Origin of the sequence: Amycolatopsis sp. lyj-109, from assembly GCF_046548995.1 — a bacterium.
GTDB lineage: Bacteria > Actinomycetota > Actinomycetes > Mycobacteriales > Pseudonocardiaceae > Amycolatopsis.
Genome location: NZ_JAJPWR010000009.1, coordinates 275,574 through 295,594, shown reverse-complemented (window position 1 = coordinate 295,594; position 20,021 = coordinate 275,574). Strand labels below are relative to the sequence as shown.

Sequence of the window (20,021 nt, the reverse complement as noted above, 5' to 3'; positions counted from 1 at the left end):
TCCATTGCCGGATTCGTACGGCATCCCCCGAAACAGTTTACATACAGCGCGCCGGAACGCTAACGTCTCGAAGGTGGTAACGACTGGGGTTACGGCGGCAACCGCCGATCTGGGCTTCGCGCGATTGGATCTCGACCGGGCCGCCCGCACGGGGGATCCGGAAGTCGTGTTCGGTGCGGGAAAGACGCCGGAGCAGATCACGGCCGCGCTGGCTCGGCTGCACGAGGCCCATCCCGGACGCGCGGTGCTCGCCACGCGGGTCGGGGAGGAAGCGCGGGCGCTGTGCCGGGAACGCCTGCCGGAGGCCGGCGTCGACGACGCCGGACGGACGGTGACGCTCGGGACCGTCCCGGCACCGCGCGGCCGGGTGGCCGTGGTCTGCGCGGGAACGTCGGACCTGCCCGTCGCCCGCGAATGCGCCACGACGGTGGCCGTGTTCGGCGCGGAGCCGGATCTCGTCGTCGACGTCGGCGTGGCCGGTCTGCACCGCCTGCTGGGCGAACGCGACCGGATCGCCGGCGCCGACGCCGTAGTGGCGATCGCCGGGATGGAGGCGGCGCTGCCCACTGTCCTCGGTGGGCTGTGCGGCACGCCGCTGATCGCCGTGCCCACGAGCGTCGGCTACGGCTGGCACCTCGACGGCCTGACCGCGTTCCTGACCATGCTGAACAGCTGCGCCCCCGGCGTGGTGACGGTCAACATCGACAACGGCTTCGGCGCGGGCGTCGCCGCGGCCCGCGTCGCGCGGCAGTCGGTGACGCCGTGACCGTCGCGTGGATCGACGCCGGGAACGGCTGCGCCGGCGACATGCTGCTGGCCGCGCTGGTCGACGCGGGCGCGGACTTCGCCGGGATCGTCGATGGCCTGGCCCGGCTGCGCGTCGACGACGTCCGGCTGACCGAGCAGGTGGTGCGGCGGCACGGGCTGCGGGCGCGGCAGGTCGTGGTCGAGGCGCCCGAGACGCGGCACGCCCGCCACCTCCCGGAGATCCTCGACCTGATCGCGTCCGCCGCGCTGACCGGTGCCGCGGAACGCTTCGCCACCCGGGTGTTCGACACGCTGGCCGACGCGGAAGCCGCCGTGCACGGCATCGAGCGGGACCACGTGCACTTCCACGAAGTCGGCGCGCTGGACGCGATCGTCGACATCGTGGGCTGTGCGCTCGGCTTGGACGCGCTGGGCCTGCTCGAGGCGACCGTGACGGTGTCGCCGATCGCCGTCGGCGGCGGCACGGTGACCGCGGCGCACGGCCGGCTCACCGTGCCGCCACCGGCGGTGCTCTCGCTGCTCACCGCGGCGGGCGCACCGGTCGCCGCGCACCCCGCCGCACGGGAGCTGTGCACGCCGACGGGGGCCGCGCTGCTCGTCACGCTGGCCGACGCGTACGGCCCGATGCCGGCCTGCGTGCCGGTCGAGGTCGGCGTCGGCGCGGGAACGGCCGATCCGCCGGGGCACGCGAACATCGTCCGGGTGGTCGTCGGGTCGGCCGCGGAGCCGGACCGGACATGGGTGCGGGCGAAGATGACCGTCGTCGAGACGACGGTGGACGACCTCGATCCCCGGCTGTGGCCCGACGTCCTGGCGGCCCTGCGCGCCGCGGGCGCGGCCGACGCGTGGTGCGCGCCGGTGACCGCGCCGAAGGGCCGGCCGGGCATGGTCCTGACGGCGCTGGCGGCGGACGACCGCGTCGACGGTGTCTGCGCGGCGGTGTTCGCCCACACGTCGACGCTGGGCGTGCGGCTGTCCCCCGTCGAGCGGCGGTCGCTGCCGCGCGACAGCGTGACCGTGGACTACCGCGGGCGCCCGGTGAGCGTGAAGCGCGGGTACCTCGACGGGGTCGTCGTGACCGCGCAGCCGGAGTACGAGGAAGTGAAGGCCGCCGCGGTCGCCACAGGGCAGCCGCTGCGCCGGGTGCTGGAGGAGGTCCGCGCGGCCGCGGGATCGTGACCGGTGTGTCCACGCCCCGGGCCGGGTAGCCGACCGGCTCGGGACATGCGGATCCGGGGGGGGCGCGCCTGTTCGGCGTGTTCACGTGTCGGTGCTGCACAACCCTGGTCCACCTCGCGGTCGGGTACTACTCTTCGGGGTTGCGCCCGTGCTTCCGGCATCCCCGCCGCAGTTGTCGCACGGCGCTGCGGGCGCTCTGCTGCGGCTGCTGCTCGACGCGCGGACAAGGCGGTCGACAAGCATCGTGAGATCGTGACCGAGTACTTCGACGTCGGGCAGTCCCGCTCGATCCCCTGGAAACGGCGGCCCGAGGCGACCCGGCTGCTGGCGGCGATGCGCAGTGCAGATCGCGGATTCGACGCCGTCGTCATCGGTGAGCCGCAACTCGGGGCCGCGCTGGACGCCTACACCGCGGGCAGTCCCCGTCGGTTCGGCGCGGCCGGCGGCGGAAAGTGAAGTAGAGCGTCGAGGTCGTGGCCACAGTTGCGTCCATGAGGTGCTGAGGCGCTCGCACCCGCACCCGGCGCGGCTAGATCCTGCGCCTCGTCGGAGCGCACTCGTTGACCGACACGCAGGTCGGTTCTGTATCACCCATGCAACGCTGGGGCAGCGTGCCAGCTTCAGGCTTCCCTTGAGGGTTTCCCGCCGCGAGGGCGGAGCTGGACGTCAGTGTCCTGGAGCAGGCGGTAAATCTTGCCGTAGGAGACGCCGTTCAGCTCGGCGACCGCGCGCACTGTGAGGCCGCTGTCGTACTGGGCAACGACCGTCGACTCGTCCAGGTGGCATTTGATGCCGCGGCCGGTCTTCGGAGGTCGCTGAGAATGAGGGCCCTTTCCTGCTACCAGTCCGGCCCGCGTGCCGCGTCCAGTTTTCGCGCGGCCTCCGGGTAGGCCCGCCTGACGACCCGCCTGTGGTTTGCCCGCAGCGCCTCCCGCTGATTTTCAGCGCTTACCGACCTGATGTCGAGCAGGGCCCAGACGTACTCCGCTACCTGGTCGGCGTTGAGGCTGGCCGGATTGCTTTCGTGCGCGCGCAGAGCGGTAGCCGGGCCCCCCTCAGCGTGCCCGTTGGTGTTCACCGCGTTGATCGTGGCGCCGGGCAGGCTCTCGGTGTAGGCGAGCAGGAGCACGACGCTGTGCTGGAGGAAGAATGCCTCGGACAGCCCGATGTGACGCACCTTGCCCTGCCCGACCAGCTCGGCCACCGCGCCGATCGTGTCCTCGATCGGCGTGTCCGGGTCGACGCGGTGCTGGTAGTACAGGTCGATGTAGTCGGTACCGAGCCGCCGCAACGAACCCTCGACGGCGGCGCGGACGTTCGCCGGGCTCGAGTCGAGGCTGCCCGGACCGGCGCCGACGTGCGACACGAAGCCGAACTTGGTCGCCACCACCACCTGGTCACGGCGGCCCTTGAGCGCCCGGCCGACGAGCTCCTCGTTCGTGTAAGGACCGTAGATCTCCGCGGTGTCGATGAAGGTGACGCCGAGGTCCAGCGCGCGGTGAATGGTGCGAATGGACTCGGCGTCGTCCTGACCCGCACCGGTGTAGCCGAAGGACATTCCCATCGCGCCCAGGCCGATCCGCGAAACCTCCAGGTCTCCGAGCTTTACGTGCTTCACTCCAGTCACTCCCTTGTCGTTCGATGTCATGGCAGGTCGCGCGCTACATCAGCTTGTCCAAGGTGATGGGCAGGCTCGTGACGCGGCGGCCGGTGGCGTTGAACACGGCGTTGGCGATCGCCGCGGGCACGCCGACGATCACGACTTCGCCGAGCCCCTTCACCCCGATGGGGTCCAGTTCGGTGTCCTCGCTCGTCACGAACATCGCGTCGAGCTCGGGCACGTCGGCGTTGACCGGCACCAGGTAGTCGGCCAGGTTGGCGTTCATCACCCGGCCGTCGCGGTGGTCGACGGTGGTTCCTTCGAGCAGTGCCATCCCGATGCCCGCGACCATGCCGCCCAGCGCCTGGCTGTGGGCCAGCTTGGGGTTGACCACCCGGCCGCCGTCGTAGGCGCCGAACAACCGGCGGATGCGCACCAGGCCCAGCGACTCGTCGACCGACACCTCGGCGAACACGGCCCCGTAGGAATAGGAGGAGAACCGGGTGGGCGCGTCGCCTGGTTCCCAACCCTGGGTGGTGTCCATGCTGCGCCGGCCACGACGCCGGAGGATCTGCTGGTAGGTCTCCCCGCGCGCGGGGTCCGCGGTCGCGACCAGGCGGCCGTTGCGAGCCGAGACGTCCTCGGGGCGGAGCCCGTGCAGCGGCGAAGCCGGATCGACGACGGCGGTGCGCACGAAGCTGTCCCGCAGTGCGTTGCAGGCGTTGAACATGGCCGATCCCACGCTGACCATGGTCATCGAACCGGCCTGGTAGGGCGCCAGCGGGAAGGACGAGTCGCCGAGGGCGAACCGGACCCGCTCCAGCGGCAGCCCGAGCGCGTCGGCGGCGACCTGGGTGACCGAGGTGTAGGTACCCGGACCGCAGTCGCTCGTGGCGGTGAACACCTCGGCGGTGCCGTCGTCGTTGATCCGGGCCAGCACGTTCGTGGCCGAGCCGTGCGCGTGGTACCCGGCGGCGGCCATGCCCGTGCCGATCAGCAGGTTGCCTTCCTTGCGGGAGCGGGGCACCGGATTGCGGTGCTGCCACCCGAACCGCTGCGCCCCCGCTCGGTAGCAGTCCGCCAGCCGGCGGGAGGAGAACGGCAGGTTCAGTGCCTGGTCGGTGGCCGGCTCGTTGCGCAGCCGCAGCTCGATCGGATCGACGCCCAGCTCGTGTGCCAGCTGGTCCATGCTGGACTCCAGCGCGAACGCGCCGGTGACCTGGCCCGGTCCCCGCATAGCGGTCGGAGCACTCAGGTCCACCGGCACGATGTCGTACCGGGTGCGCACGTTCGGGCCGCCGTACATGAACTGGGCGAGGGTGGTGATGGCTTCCGCCCAATCGGTGTAGCGGGCGGTCTCGCTGCGCACTTCTTGCACGATCGCGCTGATCCGGCCGTCGGCGCCGGCGCCGATCGCGAGCCGCTGCCTGCTGGCCGGGCGGTATCCGACGCCGGTGTACATCTGCTTGCGGGTCAGCACGATCTTGACCGGGCGCCGCAGCTCGCGGGCGGCGAAGGCGGCCAGGTACTGGTGTTCCCAGGTGAAGGCGGCGTTGCCGAACGCGCCGCCGACGAACGGCGAGAGCACCCGCACGTCCGCGGCGTCGATGCCCAGCGAGGTGGCCACGAAGCGCGCCGTGCCCTGCACCCACTGGGTCTTGTCCCAGAGCGTGAGCTTGCCGCCGTCCCAGCGGGCGATGGTCGACGCCAGTTCCATCGGGTTGTGGTGTTCCCGTTCGATCGTGAAGGTGTTGTCCACCACGGCGTGTGCCGTGCGCAGTGCACCGTCCGCGTCGCCTCGGCTGTACGGCGCGCTTCGGGGCGCGGGCTTCGGAACGGTCTCCGGTGATTCCATGTCGATCAGCACCGGCTGCGGCGCGTAGCTCACCGCCACCAGCGACGCGCCGTGCTCCGCCTGCTCCAGGCTGGTGGCCACCACGACCGCCACCGCCTGGCCGAAGAAGTTCACCCGGCTGGTGTCGAACCCCAGCTGCACGCCGCTGAAATCGGTCAGCACCCGCAGCACACCGGACAGGGCTTCCGCTTTGCCCGTGTCGATCGCCGTGATCACGCCCCGGCCCACCGTGCTGTTCACGATCACCCCGTACACCACGCCGGGAATGGCGTGCTCGGCGGCGTAGGTGGCGCCACCGGTGACCTTCAGCCGCCCGTCCACCCGGGACGTCGGCGTGCCCACGGAATTGCCGGTCATCGCAGTCCTCCGATCGCGGCGAGCTGGCGGGCGACCGTGCGCTTGATCAGCTCCACCTTGAACCCGTTGTCCGCCAGGGGTTTTGCGCCATCGGCAGCCAGAGACGCGGCGTCCGTCCACAGCTGCTCGCCGGCCCGCCGTCCGACCAGAGCCTGTTCCACCGCCGTCAACCGCCACGGCACGGTGGCCACCCCGCCGACCGCCACCCTCGCCGCGTTGACCACGCCGCGCCGGATGTCCAGGGCCACCGCCGCCGAGGCCAACGCGAACTCGTACGACTGCCTGTCCCGCACCTTCAGGTACCCCGACCTGCGCGTGTACGTCCCGGCGGGCACCTCCAGCGACACGATCAGCTCGCCCGGCCGCAGGTCGTGCTCCTGGTCCGGGGTCTGCCCCGGCTGCCGGAAGAACCGGGCTGCCGGTATCACTCGCTCGCCCTGGTGCGATCGCAGCCGGACGGTGGCGTCCAGGGCCACCAGTGCGACGGCCAGATCGGAGGGATGGGTCGCCACGCACGCGTCACTGGTGCCCAGGATCGCGTGCGTCCGGTTCTCCCCGCCGATCGCGCCGCACCCCGACCCGGGCTGACGCCGGTTGCACGCCGCGGTCACGTCGCGGAAGTACAGGCAGCGCGGCCGCTGCATGAGGTTGCCGCCGATGGAGGCCATGTTGCGCAACTGCGCCGACGCACTGAGTTCCAGCGCCTCCGAGATGACCGGGTACTGGGCGCGGACGTGCGGATGGGCGGCCAGGTCGGTCATCCGCACCAGCGCGCCGATCCGCAGCCCCGAAGGCCGGGCCTCGATGTCTCGATAGGGCAGCGCATTGATGTCGACGACAGCGGGGGGACGCTCGACGGTCTCGCGCATCAGGTCGACCAGCGTCGTGCCGCCCGCGATGTAGCGCCCGCCGGCCGCGCCCGCCGTCAACGCCTCGCGCTCCGAACCTGCCTTGCTGAAAGCGAAGGGAAACATGGGACGATCACCTTTCCCCGGCCGCTTGCTCGATCGCGCTGACGATGTTGGTGTAGGCCCCGCACCGGCAGATGTTGCCGCTCATCCACTCCCGAATTTCGGCGCGCGAGCCGGTGTGGCCTTCCCTGATGCACCCCACTCCGGACACGATCTGCCCCGGTGTGCAGTAGCCGCACTGGAATCCGTCGTGGTCGATGAACGCCTGCTGCAGCGGGTGCAGCCGGTCGCGGTCGGCGATGCCTTCGATGGTGGTGATCTCCGCGCCTTCGTGCATCACGGCCAGCGTCAAGCAGGAATTCACCCGCTTGCCGTCGAGCAGGATCGTGCAGGCCCCGCAGGCACCTTGGTTGCAGCCCTTCTTCGCGCCGGTCAGCTGCATTCGTTCCCGGAGCATGTCCAGGAGGGAAGTCCGGTTGTCCACCCGGACGGTCTCCCGCCGCCCGTTGACGCTCAGCGTGACTTCGACCTCCCTGGTGACCTGCTCGCTGCCCGCTGCGGTCGCCGCGCTCGCGCCCAGCAACGGCTCGACGGCGATGATGCCGCCGAGCGCGGCTGAGGTCCCGACGAACTGCCGCCGGGTCAAGTTTCCCGGCTCGTCCGTTTCATCGTCCACTGTGGAAGTCATTCTGTCCCCGATCGACGGCGCAGCTGGAATACGTCTGCATGGCCCCAGGTAACCGGCCCCGTCACTGCCCGAGAAGGGCGCGCTGTTCAGGGTAATGACAGAGCCCCCCACCTTTCCGCGAACAGGAGTACTCTGTCCGTTTCGTCCGCCCGTGGGGTGCCCTGTCACAGCACTGAACGCGCGACCCTGGAACAGCGCGGTCTCCCGCGCGGACGTGTCACGAGGGAAGGTGGTCCAGCAGGGCTTCACGCCATTCTCACGACGAAAGTATCCGATGACTCAACGCATTTCTGACGCCGCGGGCCCCGCGGCGCCGGACCCCCGGCGGTGGACGGCACTGCTGTTCGTCGGGGTCGCCCAGCTGATGGTGATCCTGGACGCCACCATCGTCAACATCGCGCTCCCCCACGTGCAGGACGAGCTGCACTTCTCCGACGCCAACCGGCAGTGGGTGGTCACCGCCTACAGCCTCGCCTTCGGCGGGCTGCTGCTGCTCGGCGGCCGGCTGTCCGACCTGTGGGGGCGCAAACGGGCGTTCATCATCGGCCTGATCGGCTTCGCGCTCGCCTCGGCGCTGGGCGGTGCCGCGGTTAACACCGGCATGCTGCTCGGCGCACGGGCGCTGCAGGGCGTCTTCGGCGCGGTGCTCGCGCCCGCGGCACTGTCGCTGGTCACGGTGACCTTCACCGAAGCACGGGAACGCGCCAAGGCGTTCGGCATCTTCAGCGCCATCGCCGGCGGCGGTGGCGCGGTCGGGCTGATTCTCGGGGGCGTCCTGACCCAGTTCGTCGACTGGCGGTGGTGCCTGTTCGTCAACATCATCTTCGCCGTGGTCGCCATCGCCGGGGCGGCGATCTACCTTCGTGACCGTGAGGCCGAGCGCAATCGGGACCGGCTGGACCTGCCGGGGACCTTGCTGGGCTCCGCCGGGATCGTCGCACTGGTCTACGGGTTCACCAAGGCCGAAGAGGGCGGCTGGGGTGCCGGGCTCACGATCGGCCTCTTCGCCGTTGCCGCCGTGCTCCTGGCCGCGTTCGTGCTCGTCGAGTCGCGCACGCGTGCGGCGCTGCTCCCGCTGCGGGTGGTTGCCGACCGCAACCGCGGCGGTGCCTACCTGGCCGTGGCGCTCGGGATGATGGCGATGTTCGCGCAGTTCCTGTTCCTGACCTACCAGCTGCAGCTCGTCATCGGGTTCTCGCCGCTGGCGAGCGGGTTCGCGTTCCTGCCCTTGACGGTGTGCCTGATCATCGGGTCGACCCAGATCGGCGCCCGGCTGGTGACGCGCGTTCCGGCGCGGGTCCTCATGGTCACCGGCTTCCTCGCCAGCACCGTCGCGATGCTGCTGCTCACCCAGCTCGGCACGGACACGTCCTACTGGGCCCTGATCCTGCCCGCCGAGGTCCTGCTCGGCCTCGGGATGGGCACCGCCTTCGCACCCGGGATGAACCTCGCCACCCGCGGTGTCCGGCCGCAGGACGCCGGCGTCGCGTCGGCGATGCTGAACACCTCCCAGCAGGTCGGCGGCTCCATCGGCACCGCGCTGCTGAACACCGTCGCCGCCGGCGCCACCACTGCGTGGCTCGCGGGGCGGACGACGGCTTCCGCCGGCGTCACCCTGCAGGGGGCCGTGCACGGCTACACCGTGGCTTTCGCCTGGTGCGCCGGCATCCTGGCGCTCGCGGCACTGATCTCCGCGATCGCCGTCAACGCCAAGCTCTCCGACGACAACCAGGCTGCCAGGCCCGGCCGGCCCGCGGTCCACGTCTGACCAGCCACCTTCCAGGAGAGGAACGTGCAGTCCGTCAACGCCTACGCCGCCGCGTCCGCCACCGAGCCGCTCGGCCCGGCCACCATCGAGCGCCGCGAACTCCGGCCGAGTGATGTCCTCATCGAGATTCAGTACTGCGGCATCTGCCACTCCGACGTGCACGCCGTGCGCGGCGAGTGGGGACCTCAGCCCCTACCCCGTGGTGCCCGGCCACGAGATCGCCGGCGTCGTCACGGCGGTCGGCTCGGCCGTCACCCAGCACGCTCCCGGTGACCGGGTCGGGGTCGGCTGCATTGTCGACTCGTGCCAGGAATGCGGGAACTGCCGGAAAGGTGAAGAACGGTACTGCCTCAACGGCAACGTGCTGACCTACGGCGCCACCGACAAGGACGGCACGACCACTCAGGGCGGCGACGCCACTCACGTCGTCGTGACCGAGGACTTCGTCCTCAGGATTCCCGAGGCGCTCACGCTCGAGGAGGCAGCGCCCCTGCTGTGCGCGGGAATCACGACCTACTCGCCGCTGCACCGGTGGGGTACCGGTCCCGGCAAGAAGGTCGCCGTGGTCGGGTTCGGCGGGCTCGGCCACGTCGCCGTCAAGCTGGCGCACGCGATGGGCGCCGAAGTCACCGTCCTGTCGCAGACCCTGAGCAAGCAGGACGACGGCGTGCGGTTCGGCGCCGACCACTACTACGCGACGAGCGACCCGACGACCTTCGAGAAGCTGGCCGGAACCTTCGACCTCATCATCAACACGGTGAGTGCGAATCTCGACTTGGGCGCGTTCCTGAACCTGCTGCGGCTCGACGGCGTCTTCGTCACCGTGGGCACCTCGGGCGAGCCCGCCATCTCGTTCCCGGTTCCGGCCATCGCCGCGGCCCGTCGCGTCTACACCTACTCGCTCGGCGGCGTCCGGGAGACGCAGGAAATGCTGGACTTCTGCGCCGAACACGGCGTCGGTACCGAGGTCGAGGTCATCCCCGCTGGGAAGATCAACGAGGCCTACGACCGCCTGGTCGCGTCCGACGTCCGGTATCGGTTCGTCCTCGACACCTCGACGCTGGCCTGAACGCACGCGTCACCCAGACGAGTGAAATGGCCTGGCCGCCGCTGCGCCGCGCTCCTCCCGGCCACCTGTCACACTGGACAGCATGGCACCTGAGCAGCACCGCAGCGGCAACGGTCGCACCGAGCTGGGGCGCTTCCTGCGTGCCCGCCGCGCCCAGGTGACACCGGAGGACGTCGGCCTCCCGGCCGCGTCCGGGCTGCGCCGCACGCCCGGGCTGCGCCGCGAGGAACTGGCCACCCTCGCCGGCGTCAGCATCGACTACTACGCACGCCTCGAGCGCGGGACGGAAACGCGCCCCAGCTCCTCCGTCATCGATGCGCTCGCCCACGCATTGCGGCTGGGAGAGGTCGAGCACAAGCACCTGCGGGACCTCGCCGCCGGTGCGGACCGGCCCGCCACCACATCGACGATCGCCGCCGGCCAGACCGTGCTTCCCGGCATCGAACTGCTCTTGGACAGCTTGCGACCCAACCCGGCGCACGTCGTCACCGGCACGTTCGCGGTGCTGGCCGCCAACCCCGGCGGCCTGGGTCTCTTCCCCGGGCTCGAGGACTGGCCGGCCGAGCAGCGCAACATCGTCCGCTACGTCTTCCTCCACCCTGCCGCCCGCGACGCGTTCGACAACTGGGACAACGAGGTCCGTGGCAGTGTCGCGTGGTTGCGAGCCCTCGCCGGCGTCGAGCCGGACAATCCCGACCTCACCGTCCTCGTCGAGGAACTCCTGCGCAAGAGCCCCGAGTTCGCGCGCTTGTGGGACCGGTACGACGTCAAGGGCAACACTCATGGCCACAAGACTTTCCACCACCCCGAGGCCGGCGATCTCACCCTCGGGTACCACGGCATGACACTCAGCGGCGCCCCCGGTCAGCACCTGGTCGTGTACTACAGCGAGCCGGGTAGCCCCGACTACGACGCGATGGTCCGGCTCGACAGCACAAAACGGGCACAGACTGCCGAACCGGCCACGTCCACACTCGGGTCAGGCGTAGCCGACGGTGGGCTGTGACACGTACGGCTTCTCGAGAGCGGTGATCTCGTCCTCGGAGAGCCGGACGTCGAGCGCCGCGACGGCATCGTCGAGGTGATTCGGCTTCGTCGCACCGACGATGGGGGCCGTGAGCCCGGGCCGGGACAGCAGCCAGGCCAGCGCGACCTGGGCACGGGGCACACCCCGCTGCTCGGCGATGGTCGCCACCGCATCGATGATCTGCCGGCCGGACTCGCCCTGGTACCACTTGCGGGCGATGTCGTCCGCCCTCGACCGGTCGGTCACCTCGTCCGCGGACCGAGTGAGCCTGCCACGGGCGAGCGGGCTCCACGGGACCACTCCGATGCCCTGATCACGGCACAGGGGCAGCATCTCGCGCTCCTCCTCTCGGTAGAGAAGGTTGTACTGGTCCTGCATGGACACAAAACGTGTCCAGCCGTGCAGGTCTGCGAGGTGGAGCGCCTTGGCGAACTGCCAGGCCCACATCGACGACGCCCCGAGGTAGCGCACCTTGCCGGCCTTGACCAGATCGTGGAGCGCTTCGAGGGTCTCCTCCCACGGCGTCTCCGGATCGACCCGGTGAATCTGGTACAGATCGATGTAGTCGGTGCCCAGCCGTCGCAGGCTCGCGTCGACCTGCGTCATGATCGCTCCCCGCGAGAGCCCGCTGCCGTTGGGGCCGGGGCCCATCCGGGCGAACACCTTGGTCGCGATGACGACCCGGTCCCGCGGGACCATCGACAGCAGCGTGCGGCCGACGATCTCCTCGCTCGTACCCTCCGAGTACATGTTCGCCGTGTCGAAGAAGGTGATACCCGCGTCGAGTGCCTGCCGGAAGAACGGCTGGCTGGCGGTTTCGTCGAGCGACCACGGGTGCTGGCCGTCGCCGGAGGCCGGGTCCCCGTAGCTCATGCAGCCGAGGCAGATGCGGGACACCGTGAGACCGCTCGAGCCGAGTTTCGTGTACTCCATGAAAGTCCTGTTCTTGTCAGAAGAACGTGGGCAGGCGCGGCACGTAGGGTTCCTCGAGGGAACGGACCTCGTCGTCGGTGAGCCGGATGTCGAGCGCGGCGACGGCGTCGGCCAAGTGGTGCGGCTTGGTCGAGCCCACGATCGGCGCGGTGACCACGGGGTTCTTCAGCACCCATGCCATCGCGACGCGCGCCATGGGAACGCCGCGGGCCTCCGCGATCCGCTGCACGGCCTCGACGATGCCCTGGTCGGTGTCGAGGAAGAGGGGCCGGCCCTGGAAATCGACGCTGGGATTGCCCTCGGAACGGCGGGACGACTGCTCCCCCCACGGCCGGGTCACCCTTCCCGCTCCGAGAGGACTCCAGGGGATGCTTCCCACCCCCTGGTCGGCGAGCAGGCCGAACATCTCCCGCTCCTCCTCGCGGTGGATCAGGCTGTACTGGTCCTGCATGGACACGAACCGGGTCCACCCACGCGCCTGGGCGACGTGCTGCATCCTGGCGAACTGCCACGCCCACATCGACGAAGCACCGAGGTAACGGGCCTTGCCCGCCTTGACCACGTCGTGCAGGGTCTCCATCGTCTCCTCGATGGGAGTTCCGGGATCGAAGCGGTGGATCTGGTAGAGATCGATGTAGTCGGTATCCAACCGCGACAGTGATGCGTCGACCTGCTCGAGGATTGCCTTCCGGGACAGACCCGACCCGCCCGGTCCCTGGCGCATGGGCCAGAACACCTTGGTCGCGAGCACGACTTCCTCGCGCCGGGTGTACTTCTTCAGCGCGCGTCCGACGATCTCCTCCGAACTACCCGCGCCGTACACGTTCGCGGTGTCCCAGAAGGTGACGCCGAGCTCGACGGCCTGCTGGAAGATCGGCTCGGCGCCCTCGTCGTCGAGCGTCCAGGCCATCCTTTCCGAAGGGACGCCGAAACTCATGCAGCCGAGCGCGATCCGGCTGACTTTCAGTCCGGACGTGCCCAGACGCGTGTACTCCATGAACTACTCCTTCTTCGTGAATCCATTGTCGACAGTGGCCGGGGGCTCGGATGCGGCCATGTCGAGCAGCACCATCGCGTCGTACTCGGGAGTATCGGGCTCGGCGTGGTAGACGACGACATTCTGGCCCTGGGTGTCCGGCAGACGCATGGACTGGAATCCGAGAGTGAATTCGCCGACGTCGGGATGGCGGAACGTCTTGCGGCCGTGGGAGTGGCCCTTCACATCGTAACGCGCCCACAGGCGGGCGAACTCCGGGCTCTTGAGCAACAGTTCGCCCACAAGAGTGGTCAGATCGGGGGCATCGGGGTCGGTGCCCGCCAGAGCGCGGAGAAAGGCGACGCAACCGCGAAGCTGGTTGCCCCAGTCTGCGAACACCTCGCGGGCCGAGGGGTGCAGAAACAGGTAGCGGGCGACGTTGCGCTGCTTGACCGGCCAGCTCTCGATACCGGCGAGCAAGCGCAGGCCCCCGGGGTTGTGCGCCAGCAGGTCACCCGTACGGCTGACGACGTGCGCGGGGTGCGGCCGCATGCTCTCCAGCAGGAGCTCGACACCGGGTCGCACCACGCGGCCGGGCGCAGCCGGAGGCTCGGGCGAGGTCCGGGCGGCACGCACGGCCAGAATGCGCAGGTGCTCACTTTCCGTCTCCTCCAGCCGGAGGGCCGCGGCGAGAGCATCCACAACGGACGGACTGGGCCGGGTCTCCTTCCCGCGCTCGAGACGGTTGTAGTAGTCCATACTGATTCCGGCCAGGGTGGCCAGTTCCTCACGGCGTAGCCCAGGTGTGCGGCGCAGGCCCGAGCCCGCGGTAAGGCCGACCTCGGCAGGGGTCAGGCGGTTACGGCAGGCGCGCAGGAAGCACCCCAGCTCAGTGCCGCTGACGCGCTCGGAAGGGTTCATACCTTCGAGTGTGGCGGCGCTTTGACCTGCGTGGAAGGCACGTGGGGTGCCCCATCGCAGCACTGAACACCGATACCCGCCACAGCGCGGCCTTCCACCGGGCGCGGGCGGGCGGCACGCTGGCGACCGTGGAGAAACGCATACTGGGCAACAGTGGACTGGAAGTCTCGGCCGTCGGGCTCGGCTGCATGGGCATGACCGGCCGTCGTGGATCCGCCGACCGGCAGGAAATGATCTCGGTGATCCGTGCGGCGGTGGAGCGCGGCGTCACATTCTTCGACACCGCCGAGGCGTACGGCCCCTTCAGCAACGAAGAGCTCGTCGGCGAAGCCCTGGCACCGTTGCGGGAGAGCGTCGTCATCGCCACCAAATTCGGGTTCCGGTTCGACCCGGACGGCGGACCCGCGGGCCTGTCCAGTCGCCCGGAGCACATCGAGCAGGTCGCCGACGCGTCACTGCGACGGCTCGGCATCGACGCTATCGACCTGTTCTACCAGCACCGGGTCGATCCGGATGTGCCGATCGAGGACGTCGCCGGAGCGGTCAAGGACCTCATCCAGGCGGGCAAGGTGAAGCACTTCGGGCTGTCCGAAGCAGGAACCGGCACGATCCGCCGCGCGCACGCCGTCCAGCCGGTCACGGCCCTGCAGAGCGAGTACTCACTGTGGTGGCGCGAGCCGGAAGCCGAGATCCTCCCGACCCTGGAAGAACTCGGCATCGGCTTCGTCCCGTTCAGCCCGCTCGGCAAGGGATTCCTCACCGGCAGCATCAACGCGCCGCTGGACAGCTCGGACTTCCGCAACACCTTCCCGCGTTTCGCGCCGGAAGCGCTCGAGAACAACCTGGCCCTGGTCGAACTGCTGCAGACGGTTGCGAGGCGCAAGAACGTCACCCCTGCTCAGGTCGCGCTCGCTTGGCTGCTGGCCCAGAAGCCGTGGATCGTCCCGATCCCAGGCACCCGGCGGGTGGCGCGCGTCGAAGAGAACGTCGCCGCGGCGGCGGCCGATCTCACAGCTGACGACCTTCGTGAGATCGAGAGCGCCGCGGCGAAGATCGAGGTGCAAGGTGCCCGGTACCCCGAGCACCTTCAGCGACTCATCAACCGCTGACATTCACTCGACCAGGCGGAATTCCGAGCCGACCACTCGATCGGACGACCATCGGAGTAATGCCAGGCCCTCCCTCCCCGCTCCGCGGTTTCCTAGCCTGAAGGCATGGCCATGACATTCACGCTGAACAACGGGGTCACGATGCCGGCGCTGGGCTTCGGCGTCTTCCAGACCCCGCCCGACGAAACGGTCGCGGCCGTCGAGACCGCGCTGCGGACCGGCTACCGGCACATCGACACCGCTGCCGCCTACGGCAACGAACGTCAGGTCGGGGAAGCCGTCCGCCGGTCCGGGCTCGCCCGGTCCGAAATCTTCCTCGAAACCAAGATCTGGATCAGCGACTACGGCTACGACGCCACCCTGCACGCCTTCGACAAGAGCGCGGGCAAGCTGGGCGTCGAGCAGATCGACCTGCTGATCCTGCACCAGGCACTGCCCGGCCGCTTCGAGCTCACCGTCGACGCGTACCGCGCGCTGGAAACCCTCCTCGGCGACGGGCGGGTGCGCGCCATCGGCGTCAGCAACTTCATGCGCGAGCACCTGGACAAGCTGCGCAAGGAAACGTCGGTGGTCCCGGCCGTCAACCAGATCGAGATCCACCCGTACTTCACCCAGCCCGACGTGCTGGCCGCCGACGCCGAGCACGGGATCCTGTCGCAGGCGTGGTCACCGATCGGCGGCATCACCTTCTACCGCGACAGCGGGCACACCAGCACCCTCGAGGACGCGACCATCGCCCGGATCGCCCAGGAACACGGCAAGTCCCCGGCCCAGGTGATGCTCCGCTGGGGCATGCAGCACGGACGCTCGCTGATCCCGAAGTCGACGAACCCCCAGCGGATCGCCGAGAACTTCGACGTCTTCGACTTCGAGCTGACCACCGAAGAGCTCGCCGCGATCGACGCCCTCGACACGGGGGTGCGCGGCGGCCCCGACCCCGAAGCCGTCACGCTGGAAACGTTCGGGCTGAACATCCCCGAAGCCTGAGCGACGGTGCTGGGGAGCCGCGTCTCCCCAGCACCGTCGTCGCCGCCGACGACGATCCGGAGCGTCCGGGGAGGCCCGGCTCTTCAGGGTAATGACAGGGCCTCCTTCATCCGCCGCAAGCACTTACGCTGGTCTCATGACGCAGCTCGACCACCGCGCCGAGGTCCGCGAGTTCCTCAGCTCGCGGCGGGCACGGATCACACCCGACCAGGCCGGGCTCCCCGCGTACGGCGGGAACCGCCGGGTCAAGGGACTACGCCGCGAAGAAGTCGCGATGCTCGCCGGCGTGTCCGTGGACTACTACGTCCGCATGGAACGCGGCAACCTCTCCGGCACCTCCGAGAGCGTGCTCGACGCGCTCTCCACCGCGCTGCGGCTCGACGAGGCCGAACGTGATCACCTCTACGCCCTCGCCCGCGCCGCCGACCCCCCTCGGCGCCGGCGCCGAGGGGGGTCGCCGACCACCGTGCGGCCCGCCATCCACCAGGTCCTCGACGCGATCGGCGACGCTCCCGCCTGGGTCCGCAATGGACGCCACGACATCATCGCCATGAACCGCCTCGCCCGCGCGCTTTACGCGCCCATCCTCGCCGACCCACGCCGGCCCGCGAACACCACGCGGTTCATCTACCTCGACCCCGCGGCACCGGACTTCTTCGTCGACTGGGACCGCGTCGCCGCCGACGCGGCCGCGATGCTCCGCCTGGAAGCGGGCCGCAACCCGCACGACTCGGCGCTGGTCGAACTCATCGGCGAGCTCTCGACCCGCAGCGAGTTGTTCCGGCAACGGTGGGCCTCCCACGACGTCCAGTTTCACCGCAGCGGCCGGAAACGGCTCCGGCACCCCGTCGTGGGCCAGCTCGACCTGGACTTCGAATCCATGGACCTGCCCTCCGAACCCGGCCTGCGCCTCAACGTCTACACCGCACCCGCGGACAGCCCGACGGCGGACGGGCTGAAGATGCTGGCCAGCTGGGCCGCGACCCAGGAACTGGCCCAGGAGTCACCCGCGCCGACCGACCGGTTCTGACCGCTCCGGGCTTTACGTCAAGATTTGCTTCTTGTTCGCCGTGAGGTGCCCTGTCGCACAACTGAACGTCGCTCCCTTGTACAACGCGGCCTGTCACGCGGCTCGCGGGACCGCCAGGCTCGGTGTGCCCGGCCACCGAGGCCGCAGCGGCGGTCCACAACGATTCGCCGACCTATCGTCCACTGAGGAGGAACGTCGTGACTGGCGCGACCACGAGACGCCGATGGGGAAAGGTGTTCGCCGCAGCAGTGCTGATCGCGTCGACATCCACGGCCGGCCCGGGAACCGCTCTGGCCGTCCAGCGCCCGATCGTGACCGATGTCCGGACTGTCCAGGCGTTCGACTTCAGCGCGGGCCAGTCCCCCGAGAACATCACCGTCGATCCGGACGGCTCACTGACCGTCTCGATGCTGGGCAGCCCGGCCGGTCAACGGCCGCAGCTGCTGAGGATCGGTCCGGGTGCCCGGCGCACGGTGCTCGTGACCGGGCAGCAAGGCGACACTATCACCGGTAACACGCGCGGTGACGACGGGACCGTCTACTACAACGTGTGGTCCCCGGACCCGTCCCGCACCGGCATCTGGCGGATCACGGGCGACCATCCCCCACGCCGTATCGTCGCGCTGCCCGCCGACGGACTGCCCAACGGCCTGGCGATCGATCCCGCCGGACGCACCCTCTACGTCAGTGACAGCACGAAGGCCATTGTGTGGACCGCTCCCGCGAGCGGCGGACCAGCGAGCAGCTGGCTGGCTGATCGGGCGCTCGCGCCGACGCCGTCCACGTCCTTCGGTGCCAACGGGCTCCGCTTCCACGCAGGTGCCGTGTGGGTCGCCAACCTGAGCCAGGGCACCTTGCTGCGGATTCCGGTCACCACGGCCGGGACAGCCGGACCGATCCACGTCGTCAGCGACGACGTGGAGGGCATCGACGACTTCAACTTCCTCAACAGCCGATCTGACGTGGTGTTCGCTGCGTTGAACGGGCCGAACCAGATCGTCGTCGTCCACCCCGACGGAACACGCAGCACGGTGCTGACCGCTTCGGACGGCCTCGCCTCGCCCACCGCCACCGCGGTCAGGGGCCGATCGCTGTACATCACCAACGGCGGGCTGGCCGAACCCCACGACGCGAAACTGCTGCGCGGAACCATCGACATCGCCGCCCTGCTCACCCCACCGAACTGACCGCTCGTCGTGAACACCTCGGCACCGCACCTCCAGGAGATGAACCCTTGCTCGGTCTCGAACTCGTCGTGATCCTGGGGGCCGCGGTGCTGCTGTGCCACCTCGCGGGCCAACGTCTCCGGATCGCGCCGCATGTCCTGTTGCTGGTCGCGGGGGTGCTGCTGGGGTTGGTCCCGGCGTTGCGGCAGGTGCACCTGCCGCCCGAGACGGTGCTGCTGCTGTTCCTCCCGGCGCTGCTGTACTGGGAGAGCCTGACCACCTCGCTACGGGAGCTGCGCCGGGACCTGCGTGGCGTCGTCCTCATGAGCACCGTGCTGGTGATCGTCACGGCGGGAGCCGTGGCCGCGGCCGTGCACGCTCTGGGGATGCCGTGGGGACCGGCGTGGGTGCTCGGCGCCGCCGTCGCGCCGACCGATGCGACGGCGGTGGGGGTGGTGGCACGGCTGCTGCCACGCCGCGCCCTCACCCTGCTGCGCGCCGAGAGCCTGATCAACGACGGCACCGCGCTGGTCGTCTACAGCCTCGCCGTTGGCATCACCCTCGGCGACGAACACTTCAGCCTGCCGCACGTCGGCGGGCAGTTCCTGCTTTCCTACGGCGCCGGAGCGCTGGCCGGAGTGGTGATCGCGTGGCTGGGTGCGTGGGTACGCCGCCGCCTGGACGACCCACTGCTGGAGAACGTGGCCATCGTGCTGATCCCGTTCAGCGCGTTCCTGCTCGCCGAGGCCGTCCACGCCTCCGGTGTGCTGGCGGTCGTGGTGTGCGGGCTGATCATGAGCCAGGCCGGCCCGCGCGTCGGAAACGCCCATGCGCGCCAGCAGACGCAGGCGTTCTGGTCGCTGGCCACGTTCCTGCTCAACGGCGCCTTGTTCGTTCTGGTCGGGCTGGAATCCCAGTCGGCGTTCCGCGGCTTGACCGGTACCGATCGCACCGATGCCCTGATCGCCGTCGGCGTCGTCTGTGCGGTCCTCGTCGTCGTGCGCCTGGTGTTCCAGTTCACCGCGGTGTACCTGATCCGGCTGATCGACCGGCGACCCCAGCAGCGCCTGCGGCGGATGAGCCACCGAGCCCGGGTGGCAGGCGCGCTGTCCGGTTTCCGGGGCGCGGTCTCGCTCGCGCTGGCTCTCGCGGTGCCGGAGGTGCTCGGTTCCGGTGCGGCGTTCCCCGGCCGTGAAATGATCATCTTCGTCACGTCCGGGGTCATCCTGGTCACCCTCGTCGTGCAGGCGCTGGTTCTGCCCGGCGTGCTGCGGTGGGCACGGCTCCCCCACGACACCGGGGTCGAGCGGGAACGCCACCTCGCCGAAACCCTCGCCACCGAAGATGCACTCACCGCGCTCCCCCACGTCAGCGCCGAGCTGGGCACCGACCAGGAGGTGACGGACCGGCTCCGCGACGAGTTCGAGGAACGGTTGCGGGTGCTCCGCGCCCGGGCGCCCGAAGCCGACGGCATGGTGGACGAGCCGGCGCTGCGGCACGACCAGCACTACGCCGCGCTTCGCCTCGCACTGCTCGCCCGCAAGCGGGCCACCGTGACCCGGCTGCGCGACGAGAACCGCATCGACGACACCGTGCTCCGCCAGATCCAAACCAGACTCGACATCGAGGAGGTTCGCCTGTCCCATCGCGAGACTGTCGAGTGAACAGAGCGGGCCC

18 protein-coding genes and 1 pseudogene are annotated in these 20,021 nt (G+C 69.8%); 11 read left to right on the top strand and 8 right to left on the bottom strand.

All coding sequences use genetic code 11. The features are described from left to right. Positions 1-73 precede the first annotated feature (73 nt). The 3 genes from larB to ACLJQF_RS22335 all read left to right on the top strand — a co-directional run bounded on the left by larB (position 74) and on the right by ACLJQF_RS22335 (position 2,403). The gene (larB, locus tag ACLJQF_RS22345; protein WP_410611290.1) at positions 74-766 is read left to right on the top strand and encodes a nickel pincer cofactor biosynthesis protein LarB; all 693 of its coding nucleotides are present in this window, start codon (positions 74-76) and stop codon (positions 764-766) included. After that, positions 763-1,947: a nickel pincer cofactor biosynthesis protein LarC gene (larC, locus tag ACLJQF_RS22340; protein ID WP_410611289.1), complete on the top strand. Its 1,185-nt coding sequence runs from the start codon at positions 763-765 to the stop codon at positions 1,945-1,947. Before larB ends, larC begins: the two co-directional genes overlap by 4 nt. 252 nt (positions 1,948-2,199) lie before the next feature. Further along, positions 2,200-2,403: a hypothetical protein gene (locus ACLJQF_RS22335; protein ID WP_410611288.1), complete on the top strand. Its 204-nt coding sequence runs from the start codon at positions 2,200-2,202 to the stop codon at positions 2,401-2,403. Positions 2,404-2,567: 164 nt separating this feature from the next. Here the strand turns inward: ACLJQF_RS22335 and ACLJQF_RS22330 are convergent, their stop codons facing one another. The 5 genes from ACLJQF_RS22330 to ACLJQF_RS22310 are packed head-to-tail and all read right to left on the bottom strand — an operon-like array spanning position 2,568 to position 7,346. Continuing rightward, entirely contained in the window at positions 2,568-2,726 is a 159-nt protein-coding gene (locus ACLJQF_RS22330) for a helix-turn-helix domain-containing protein (RefSeq protein WP_410611393.1), read from the bottom strand. 59 nt (positions 2,727-2,785) lie between these two features. Next, the gene (locus ACLJQF_RS22325; protein WP_410611286.1) at positions 2,786-3,565 is read right to left on the bottom strand and encodes an aldo/keto reductase; all 780 of its coding nucleotides are present in this window, start codon (positions 3,563-3,565) and stop codon (positions 2,786-2,788) included. Positions 3,566-3,608: 43 nt separating this feature from the next. Next, positions 3,609-5,759: a xanthine dehydrogenase family protein molybdopterin-binding subunit gene (locus tag ACLJQF_RS22320; protein WP_410611285.1), complete on the bottom strand. Its 2,151-nt coding sequence runs from the start codon at positions 5,757-5,759 to the stop codon at positions 3,609-3,611. Continuing rightward, positions 5,756-6,733, bottom strand: a complete 978-nt coding sequence (locus ACLJQF_RS22315) for an FAD binding domain-containing protein (protein WP_410611284.1) — start codon at positions 6,731-6,733, stop codon at positions 5,756-5,758. The genes ACLJQF_RS22320 and ACLJQF_RS22315 overlap by 4 nt, the downstream gene beginning before the upstream one ends. Positions 6,734-6,740: 7 nt before the next feature. Next, entirely contained in the window at positions 6,741-7,346 is a 606-nt protein-coding gene (locus ACLJQF_RS22310; RefSeq protein ID WP_410611283.1) for a (2Fe-2S)-binding protein, read from the bottom strand. Between the two features lie 286 nt (positions 7,347-7,632). On the opposite strand from ACLJQF_RS22310, the gene ACLJQF_RS22305 reads away from it, so the two are divergent. From ACLJQF_RS22305 to ACLJQF_RS22295, 3 genes and pseudogenes are all read left to right on the top strand, one after another. Further along, positions 7,633-9,126 (top strand): MFS transporter, encoded by a 1,494-nt coding sequence (locus tag ACLJQF_RS22305; RefSeq protein ID WP_410611281.1) that lies wholly within the window; start codon positions 7,633-7,635, stop codon positions 9,124-9,126. A gap of 24 nt (positions 9,127-9,150) precedes the next feature. Further along, a pseudogene (locus ACLJQF_RS22300) lies at positions 9,151-10,195 on the top strand (NAD(P)-dependent alcohol dehydrogenase). Between the two features lie 82 nt (positions 10,196-10,277). Beyond that, positions 10,278-11,201 carry a helix-turn-helix transcriptional regulator gene (locus tag ACLJQF_RS22295; RefSeq protein ID WP_410611280.1) on the top strand — a complete coding sequence of 308 codons (924 nt, stop codon included), beginning with the start codon at positions 10,278-10,280 and terminating at the stop codon, positions 11,199-11,201. Here ACLJQF_RS22295 and ACLJQF_RS22290 read toward each other — a convergent pair. The 3 genes from ACLJQF_RS22290 to ACLJQF_RS22280 are packed head-to-tail and all read right to left on the bottom strand — an operon-like array spanning position 11,175 to position 14,052. Beyond that, complete coding sequence (locus ACLJQF_RS22290; RefSeq protein ID WP_410611279.1) at positions 11,175-12,155, bottom strand: aldo/keto reductase; 981 nt, start codon at positions 12,153-12,155, stop codon at positions 11,175-11,177. The two genes, ACLJQF_RS22295 and ACLJQF_RS22290, sit on opposite strands and share 27 nt — an antisense overlap. A gap of 16 nt (positions 12,156-12,171) precedes the next feature. Beyond that, complete coding sequence (locus ACLJQF_RS22285; protein ID WP_410611278.1) at positions 12,172-13,152, bottom strand: aldo/keto reductase; 981 nt, start codon at positions 13,150-13,152, stop codon at positions 12,172-12,174. Positions 13,153-13,155: 3 nt separating this feature from the next. Continuing rightward, a complete protein-coding gene (locus ACLJQF_RS22280) occupies positions 13,156-14,052 on the bottom strand; it encodes a helix-turn-helix transcriptional regulator (protein ID WP_410611276.1) in 897 nt (298 codons plus the stop codon). Positions 14,053-14,180: 128 nt separating this feature from the next. Between ACLJQF_RS22280 and ACLJQF_RS22275 the strand changes: the two genes are divergently transcribed. From ACLJQF_RS22275 to ACLJQF_RS22255, 5 genes are all read left to right on the top strand, one after another. Then, positions 14,181-15,161 (top strand): aldo/keto reductase, encoded by a 981-nt coding sequence (locus ACLJQF_RS22275; RefSeq protein WP_410611274.1) that lies wholly within the window; start codon positions 14,181-14,183, stop codon positions 15,159-15,161. A 105-nt stretch (positions 15,162-15,266) separates the two neighbouring features. Continuing rightward, positions 15,267-16,148, top strand: a complete 882-nt coding sequence (locus ACLJQF_RS22270) for an aldo/keto reductase (RefSeq protein WP_410611273.1) — start codon at positions 15,267-15,269, stop codon at positions 16,146-16,148. 136 nt (positions 16,149-16,284) lie between these two features. Continuing rightward, entirely contained in the window at positions 16,285-17,178 is an 894-nt protein-coding gene (locus tag ACLJQF_RS22265) for a helix-turn-helix transcriptional regulator (RefSeq protein WP_410611271.1), read from the top strand. Between the two features lie 197 nt (positions 17,179-17,375). Then, entirely contained in the window at positions 17,376-18,365 is a 990-nt protein-coding gene (locus ACLJQF_RS22260) for an SMP-30/gluconolactonase/LRE family protein (RefSeq protein ID WP_410611269.1), read from the top strand. A gap of 47 nt (positions 18,366-18,412) precedes the next feature. Further along, positions 18,413-20,008, top strand: a complete 1,596-nt coding sequence (locus tag ACLJQF_RS22255) for a Na+/H+ antiporter (RefSeq protein WP_410611268.1) — start codon at positions 18,413-18,415, stop codon at positions 20,006-20,008. Positions 20,009-20,021: the final 13 nt, after the last annotated feature.